General features: G+C 35.0%; 5 protein-coding genes and 1 pseudogene. All 6 read right to left on the reverse strand.

The window, feature by feature from the left end:
• A pseudogene (locus AB4Y90_RS15240) lies at nucleotides 1-835 on the reverse strand (T9SS-dependent M36 family metallopeptidase); the annotation flags it as partial.
• 285 nt (nucleotides 836-1,120) lie between these two features.
• Entirely contained in the window at nucleotides 1,121-2,947 is a 1,827-nt protein-coding gene (rpsA, locus tag AB4Y90_RS15245; RefSeq protein ID WP_441558394.1) for a 30S ribosomal protein S1, read from the reverse strand.
• A gap of 304 nt (nucleotides 2,948-3,251) precedes the next feature.
• Nucleotides 3,252-3,974 carry a 23S rRNA pseudouridine(2604) synthase RluF gene (gene rluF / locus AB4Y90_RS15250; RefSeq protein ID WP_441558395.1) on the reverse strand — a complete coding sequence of 241 codons (723 nt, stop codon included), beginning with the start codon at nucleotides 3,972-3,974 and terminating at the stop codon, nucleotides 3,252-3,254.
• Nucleotides 3,974-4,483, reverse strand: coding sequence for a hypothetical protein (locus AB4Y90_RS15255; protein WP_441558396.1), 510 nt, complete (start codon nucleotides 4,481-4,483; stop codon nucleotides 3,974-3,976). The genes rluF and AB4Y90_RS15255 overlap by 1 nt, the downstream gene beginning before the upstream one ends.
• A gap of 80 nt (nucleotides 4,484-4,563) precedes the next feature.
• Nucleotides 4,564-5,262: a tRNA pseudouridine(55) synthase TruB gene (gene truB, locus AB4Y90_RS15260; protein WP_441558397.1), complete on the reverse strand. Its 699-nt coding sequence runs from the start codon at nucleotides 5,260-5,262 to the stop codon at nucleotides 4,564-4,566.
• Nucleotides 5,263-5,513: 251 nt separating this feature from the next.
• Nucleotides 5,514-6,292: undecaprenyl-diphosphate phosphatase (locus AB4Y90_RS15265; RefSeq protein WP_441558398.1), on the reverse strand; the 779-nt coding region annotated here is incomplete at its 5' end.

Consider the following 6,292-nt stretch of genomic DNA (forward strand, 5'->3'; position numbering starts at 1 on the left):
GATTTATACCGTTCGAATGCCATCCTTCAGGTGAAGATGAAAGTATCCAAGGATTTGTCACCAAAGTTCTCGGACCAAATGTAGGAGCTTCCGTAGGCAGTTTAAATACATTGTAAGAAGCATTATCGGGTGACAAAAGCAAAGAAGCGGTGTTCGTATGATAAAACTCTTTATTCTGCGGCATTGCTACCGTCATATTTCCTGTATCGTGCGAATAAGCATCTTCATGGAAGTTGCAGGAAAGATTCAGATTGATCTTGCTTAAAATTTTACCTGTATTTGCATCTACAACATAATTCCAGTGATTCGGAGTTTTAGGCTCGCTTACCAGAAATTCGTAAGCTAACTTCAGGTTTCCTGCACTGTCCGGAGCATATACCAATCTTTGCTTTGCAGCGGTCATTTTATTAGGTCCGTTTTCAAAGAATGCTAAGATCGGCATTTCAGAAATTTCAGACTTCTGAAGATCTGCAGCGATTTTACCTAATGCGTCTTTTTTTGCTAATGTTGCATTGGCAGCATCAGAAGCTGTATAATCTTTTATAAAATTATCATTAAAGTAAGTTACAGTGCTATTCTTAATCAAAACTGTAGCTGTCGTTCCGTAAACAGGCAGACCATTATAAGTCTGCTGAATTTTCACTACATCTCCACTTAATGATTTTGAAGAATCAACATTATCAATTATAAACTGATTAAGATCCGATTTTTTATATTCCCTCAGTTTGTTCTGAGAAATATAATTTTTAATCAACACTTCATTCGATTGAGCAAATGATATTGATGGTATTGCCGCGAATACTGCAATAACAAGCGGTAGAATTACTTTTTTCATTTCTTTAATTAAAGGTGCAAATGTATAATATATTTAACCTTAAAGCCATATCCTTACTAAATATGCATTTTACAGGTAAATAATCATAAAATTCACACTTAATCATCTTATTATCAATAAAATACATCATTTACTATGCTTTAAATAAATCTTATAAGTAACTGATTATCAACACCACACACTTCACACTCAACGCCTATTTTAATATATTTTTAATAATTTTTACTTACTAAAGCTTATACAGGAGTTTTTAAAACGTTTATAACTCTGAAATCCTTTTCTAACTTATATTTTATTTATAACTAAAACAAAAAAACCACTCTTTCGAGTGGTTCTTATTTTCTTTTTCAATTCTGCTAAAGCATCGATGTCTCCAAGAGTTGATCTTTCTTCGTTGTTTGAAGAAGAAGCAACATTTCTGTTAGAAGATTCTTTCACATTCTTTTTCTCTTCGTCTCTGAAGATACCAGTGTGAGAAACTACTACTCTCTTGAATTCTTTGTTGAATTCGATTACTTTAAACTGAGCCTCTTCACCTTTTTTGATTTTAGATCCGTCTTCCTTCTCTAATAATCTTGATGGGCAAAAAGCTTCTACTTCAGCATCTTCGAATTGTACAGAAGCACCTTTATCGTGTACTTCTACAGCTTTTCCAGCATGTACAGTTCCTTCAGCATATTTAGTTTCAAATTTATCCCAAGGATTTTCCTGAAGTTGTTTGTGACCTAGAGATAATCTTCTAGCCTGAATATCAAGCTCAAGAACTACAACATCTAATTTATCACCAACTGCACAGAATTCAGATGGGTGCTTGATTTTCTTAGTCCAAGAAAGATCAGAGATATAGATTAATCCATCAATACCTTCTTCCAATTCTACGAATACACCAAAGTTTGTAAAGTTTCTTACAGTTCCAACGTGTTGAGAACCTACAGGATACTTAGCTTCGATATTTTCCCATGGATCTTTAGATAATTGTTTCATACCTAAAGAGATTTTTCTGTCTTCTCTGTCAAGAGTAAGTACTTCAGCTTCCACTTCGTCACCAACTTTTACGAAATCTCCAGCGCTTCTCAAGTGAGTAGACCAAGACATTTCAGAAACGTGGATTAATCCTTCTACACCTGGAGCGATCTCAACGAATGCACCATAGTCAGCAAGAACTACTACTTTTCCTTTTACTTTATCACCAACTTTCATATCAGCAGAAAGAGCATCCCAAGGATGAGCTTCTAATTGCTTCATACCCAATTGGATTCTTGTTTTCTCGTCATCAAAGTCAAGGATAACAACTTTTACAGTCTGTCCGTCTTCTAGGATTTCAGATGGGTGGTTCACTCTAGACCAAGAAAGGTCTGTAATGTGGATCAATCCATCAACACCTCCTAAGTCGATGAATACACCGTAAGAAGTAATATTCTTAACAGTACCTTCAAGAACCTGACCTTTTTCAAGCTGAGCGATGATTTCTTTTTTCTGACCTTCGATATCTGCTTCGATCAATGCTTTGTGAGATACAACTACGTTTTTGAACTCAGGGTTGATTTTCACAACTTTGAACTCCATAGTTTTACCTACGAACTGATCGTAATCTTTAATTGGCTTAACGTCGATTTGAGAACCTGGTAAGAATGCTTCGATTCCGTGTACGTCAACGATCATACCACCTTTAGTTCTAGATTTAACAAAACCGTTAACGATTTCTCCGGTTTCGTGAAGCTCATTTACTCTATCCCAAGCTTTAAGCGTTCTAGCTTTTCTGTGAGATAACTGTAACTGACCTGTTTTGTCTTCTCTTCTGTCAACCATTACTTCTACTACATCACCTACGCTTAAGTTCGGGTTGTAACGGAATTCGTTAAGAGAAATAACACCTTCAGATTTGAAGTCGATGTCTACGATAGCTTCTTTGTCAGTTAATCTTACAACTTTACCAGTGATAACGTCGTTATCGTTTAAACTGCTAAGAGATCCGTTGTAGATTTCTTCAAGATCACTTTTTTCTTTTCTCGCATCTGCATCAAGACCTGATTCGAAAGAATCCCAATCAAATTGTTCTGGTGCTACGTTTTGGTTTAATAAAACCTCTGCTGAATTTGTCTCTTTTGACATTTTCTAATAAAATTTGTATTCCTTCTTTTTTAATGGTCTGAATAAATGTGGATTTAAAAAATACGGAAGTAATTAATTTATAATAATTTACCTTTTCAGACCTGCCCACAAAAAGTGACTGCAAAAATACGAATTTTATTTCACACTACAACAATATTTTTATTTAAAGATAAATCGGTAAAGTCTAAAAAATCAATTACTTAAAAGAAAGCTCCCGCAAATTTTAAGGTTTCAAACAAAATTCGATGGAAGAATCTGTTGAATCACAAAATTTGCGGGACTTTTTTTTAATATTTTGAAACGATTAATCAACCGTTTTGCTGGAATCGCTGAGAAGAATGTWAAGATCCTGCATTTCTTTATCGGTAAGATCGCGCCATTTTCCAAGCGGAAGATCGAGTTTTATATTCATGATTCTGATGCGTTTCAGTTTTTTTACTTCATAGCCTAAAAACTCGCACATTCTTCTGATCTGGCGGTTGAGTCCCTGTGTCAAAACAATACGAAAAGTCATATCATCAATTTTTTCTACTTCACACTTTTTAGTTACCGTATCTAAAATTGGAACTCCATTACGCATTTTTTCCAGAAATTTTGGATTAATGGGCTTATCAACTCTTACCAGATATTCTTTTTCGTTACTGTTTTTAGAACGTAATATTTTATTGACGATATCACCGTCACTTGTAAGCAAAATCAAACCTTCGCTTGGTTTATCTAATCTTCCGATCGGGAAAATTCTCTGCGGATGATTAATATACTCAATGATATTATCTCTTTCACGTTTTGTATCGGTAGTACAAACAATTCCTACAGGCTTGTTGAAAGCAATATAAATGGGCTTTTCCTGAGATTCACGAATGGGTTTCCCATCAACTTCTACTACATCCTCATCTGAAACTTTTGTTCCCAATTCTGGAATCTGACCGTTGATTTTTATTCTACCTTCTTCCAAAAGCTTATCTGCTGCTCTTCTAGAGCAATAACCAACTTCTGAAAGATATTTATTAATACGTGTTTTTTCCATTATTCTATTCCTTCTACGGTGTAATTTTTATTACTGAAAATCGTGATTCCGTAACTTATTCCTATAAATGTTGCGTTTGAGTTTCCAAGCTGAAATCCTTCTAAAACCAAACCTCCTTCCTGGCTCAATCTTTTTGAATAAGCAACCTGAAGACCGGCTTTTAAGCTCCAAAAATCAGAATTTAAAACTGCAGATTTATTAAATTGTTTTCCGTATGTAACATCTATAAAAAATGCTTCATCACCCGGATTGAAAATAAATTTTGGCTGAATCAACCAATACATCATATGAAAATTGGGATCAATATAACTGTATTTCAAACCGGTACCGATTGCAAAATTAGGAAGAAAATTGTAACCTCCAATTAGCGAAATTCCATATGTGATTTTATTGGGAAGATAAGGCGCTACATATTGCTGATAATATTGTGAATCTTTATTTTGATTATCCTTAATCTGATTTCCAAGATTATAACCAACATTTAAAGTCGGGTTTATATAAAAATTCATCTTCGGCTTTTTAGAATCGTCAACTTGTGAAAATGCTGTCATTGAAAACAGTAAAACTGAGATCAATAATAAATTTTTAATCATAAATTCTCAAATCTATATTCGTTTTCTAAAAAATCGCTGGTTCCATCTTCAATTTTATAATCTCCGATTTTCGTTCTTCTCAATTGGGTAAGATAAGCTCCCACACCTAATTCCTGACCAATATCGTGTGCTAAACTTCGGATGTAAGTTCCTTTTGAACAACCGACTGTAAAACTGATCAAAGGAAAATTGATTTCAATATCTTTAATATAATGAATGGTTGTTTTCCTGGATTTCATTTCAACCTCTTCGCCTGCTCTTGCCAAATTATAGGCTCGTTCTCCATCAATTTTAATGGCTGAAAAAACAGGTGGTTTTTGCTCAATTTCTCCTAAAAATTTATCTAAAACGTTATGTACATCTTCATCCGTCACATTCGAAAAGTCCTGATGAAGGATTTCTGGTTTTTCGGTGTCGTAAGATTCGGTTTGCACGCCGATTTTTATTTCCGTCCAGTATTCTTTGGGGGCCTCCTGTATTTCCGGGATTTTTTTGGTGAATTTACCGGTGCAGACAATCAATAATCCTGTCGCACGCGGATCTAAAGTTCCTGCATGACCGATTTTGAATTTTTTCGGAAGGTTGAATTCTCTTTTGAGTTTGTACTTCATTTTATTGACCGCCTGAAAAGAAGTCCAATCCAAGGGCTTGTCTAATAAAAATATGTGTCCGGATTGTAGTTGTTCTGCGGTCATTTTGAGTGGGAGGGTTTAGAGTTGGAGAGTTTGAGAGTTAATTAGTTGATCAGTTTTTTAGTATTTTAGTTTGAAATGTTTTTTGTTTAAACTGCATTTTTAACAGCGAATCTCTTGCAGCCCGGCTTGAACGGAGCTCTTTTTGCCGCAGCGAAGCGAAGGCAAAAAGCGGGAGTGGAAGACGGAAATAGCTGCCCAAATTGATATTAGTAATTGTGATAATTGATAATTGATAATTGATAATTGATAATTTACTTAAAATAATAAAAATAAATCAACAACGCTACGCCTACAAAAATACGATACCAACCCCAAGGTTTGAAGCCATATTTGTTTAAAACGCCGATAAACGCCTTGATTGCAATAAGTGCTGTAATAAATGCAACAATGTTTCCAACGATAAATATTGTGATGTGATCCTGAGATTGCAGAATCATTTCGTAACCTTTCATTGGGTTTCCTGTTGCTTTTCCCCATGTTTTTACGAAAACAGAGTAAACCGTCACCGCCAACATCGTAGGAACCGCCAAAAAGAAAGAAAATTCTGCTGCTGCTTTTCGTGATAAACCCTGCGTCATTCCTCCAATAATGGAAGCTGCACTTCTACTCGTTCCGGGCATCATTGCAAGACATTGCCAGAAACCGATGGTTACTGCTTTTTTGATTGAAATATCTTTTTCGTCGTTAATAACAGGATTTTTAAACCACTTATCAGCAAACAATAAAACCACTCCGCCTAAAACCAACACTGAGGAAATGGCAATCTGATTTCCCAAAACAGCCTCAATCATATCATCGAAAATATACCCCAAAACCAAAGCCGGAATTACAGCAAAAGCTAATTTATAATAGAACTGCAGATTTTTAAGATCAAAAAATTTTTTCCAGTAAGCAACAACTACCGATAAAATGGCTCCAAACTGTATAGAAACCTGAAACATTTTTAAGAATTCTGTTTCTTCCAATCCCATCAGATTGGCAGTAAAACCCATATGAGCGGTTGATGAGATCGGTAAATATTCTGTAAGTC

This window comes from Chryseobacterium sp. 2TAF14, from assembly GCF_052115105.1.
GTDB lineage: Bacteria > Bacteroidota > Bacteroidia > Flavobacteriales > Weeksellaceae > Chryseobacterium.